This is a genomic window from Streptomyces aureus, assembly GCF_001418135.1.
Lineage (GTDB): Bacteria > Actinomycetota > Actinomycetes > Streptomycetales > Streptomycetaceae > Streptomyces > Streptomyces aureus_A.
The window spans coordinates 1-2167 of the sequence record NZ_LIPQ01000669.1 but is presented as its reverse complement, the minus strand read 5'-3'; the positions used below and the strand labels follow the sequence as shown (position 1 = coordinate 2167).

The window sequence follows — 2167 nt, the reverse complement described above, 5'->3', positions numbered from 1 at the left end:
GTGACGGTCAGGACGTCGGCGAGGGGACCCGGCTCCTGGAGATCGGCACCGGCTGGGGCGAACTCGCGATACGCGCCGCGTCCCGGGGCGCCGACGTCCTGACCGTCACGCTCTCCGAGGAGCAGCGCGCGCTCGCCCTGCGCCGGATCGCCGAGGCCGGCCTCTCACACCGGGTGCGCGTCGAACTGCGCGACTACCGGCAGGTCGACGGCCGGTTCGACGCCGTGGTCAGCGTCGAGATGATCGAAGCCGTCGGCGCCGAGTACTGGCCCACGTACTTCGCGGCGCTGCGCCGCCTCCTCGCGCCCGGCGGGGCCGTCGCCCTCCAAACGATCACGATGCCGCACGAGCGGATGCTCCACACCGCCCGTACCCACACCTGGATCAGCAAGTACGTGTTCCCCGGCGGCCTCATCCCGTCGCCGGACGCCCTCGCCCACGAGAGCGCCACCGCCGGCCTGAGCATCACTCACGACACCGGATACGGGGCGCACTACGCCGAGACGCTCCGGCTCTGGCGGGAGACGTTCCTCCAGGAGTCGGCGGCGGTCGGCGCACTGGGCTTCGACCGGACCTTCCAGCGTATGTGGGAGCTGTACCTGGCCTACTCCGAGGCGGGCTTCCGCGCGCACTACCTGGACGTCCGCCAGCTCCGCCTCGTCGCCACCGATGCCCCCGGAGCGTCCCGATGAACGCGTCCGCGCTGGCGGTCAACCTGGCCGCGTCCGCCGGAGCGGCCCTCGCGGTCATGCTGGTGACCTTCGCGATCGCCTCGGTGAAGGGCGTCCACCGGATCGTCGACATCGCCTGGGGCCTCGCGTTCACCGCCGTCGCCGTCGTCACCTGGGCGCTCTCCGCCGGGTACGGGGACGACGGCCGGAGGCTCGCGGTCACCCTCGCGACCTGCCTGTGGGGGCTGCGGCTCGCCTTCCACATCGCCCGCCGAGGCCGTGGCCACGGCGAGGACCCGCGCTACGCGAAGATGCTCGCCCGGGCCCCCGGTCATCCGGCGCTGTACGCGCTGCGCACCGTCTACCTCCTCCAGGGCGCTCTCGTCTGGCTCGTCTCCCTGCCCGTCCAGGCGGCGGCCTACCTGCCCGAAGGACCGGACCCGCTCCTCGCGCTCGGCCTCGCCCTCTGGGCGGCGGGCCTCACCTTCGAGACGGTCGGGGACCACCAGCTCGCCCGATTCAAGTCCGACCCCGCGAACCGGGGACGGATCATGGACCGGGGACTCTGGAGCTGGACCCGGCACCCCAACTACTTCGGTGACTTCCTGGTCTGGTGGGGGCTCTATCTGACCGCCTGCGCGGACTGGCGGACCGCTGTCATCGTCCTGGTGTCACCCCTGGTGATGAGTGGCCTGCTGATCTGGGGGAGCGGCAAACGGCTCCTGGAGGCCCACATGGCGCACCGCCCGGGTTACGCCGCCTACGCCGCCCGTACGAGCGGCTTCCTGCCTCGCCCGCCCCGTCGGCCCGCGCACCGGACCGAAGTCCGATGACGTCCGACGCCGCCGCGGTCGGGCGCGGCGAAGCGGGCTTTCTCGTCGTACGCGGCGGCGAGCCGGCCGTGCCCGTCGCGGCCGTGCTCCTGCTGCACGGCGGTCGCTCCGAGGGCCTCGGGCCGCCACCCCTTGTCAACCTGCCCGCGCTGCGCATGCGTCCGTTCGCGACCGCCGTCGCCCGTGCGCTCGCCGACCGGGAGGTGCTCGTCGCGGAGGTCCGCTACCGGCACCGGGGCTGGAACGGCGCCCGCCGTGACGCGGCCGTGGATGCGGCGGCGGCGCTCGTGCGGCTGCGGGAGCGGTTCGGACACGTCCCCGTCGTCCTCGTCGGCCACTCGATGGGCGGCCGCGCCGCGCTGAGCGCCGCCGGCGACCCGATGGTGCGCGGTGTGGTGGCCCTGGCGCCCTGGTGCCCGCCGGGTGAGCCCGTCGAGCACCTCGCGGGACGCGCGATCCACGTCCTGCACGACGAGGCCGACCGGATCACCTCCGCCCGGGAGTCCTGGGACTTCGTGCGCAGGGCCCGGGAGGCGGGCGCCGACGCGGTCGGGATCCGGATGACCACCGGAGGGCACTCGATGCTCCGCGGCGCCACCCACTGGCACCGCCGTACCGCCGAGATCACCGCCACGCTGCTGCCCCGGGCCGAGCCAGGCGGCT

At 74.1% G+C, this 2167-nt stretch carries 3 protein-coding genes; all 3 read left to right on the top strand.

Annotation, left to right across the window (positions count from 1 at the left end; genetic code table 11):
* On the top strand, positions 1–692 hold a 692-nt coding region (locus tag AOK00_RS35905; RefSeq protein WP_159041934.1), incomplete at its 5' end, for a class I SAM-dependent methyltransferase.
* Positions 689–1504 carry a DUF1295 domain-containing protein gene (locus AOK00_RS35900; protein WP_055604284.1) on the top strand — a complete coding sequence of 272 codons (816 nt, stop codon included), beginning with the start codon at positions 689–691 and terminating at the stop codon, positions 1502–1504. The genes AOK00_RS35905 and AOK00_RS35900, both read left to right, overlap by 4 nt.
* The coding region (locus AOK00_RS35895) for an alpha/beta fold hydrolase (protein WP_063886718.1) at positions 1501–2167 on the top strand (667 nt) is incomplete at its 3' end. The genes AOK00_RS35900 and AOK00_RS35895, both read left to right, overlap by 4 nt.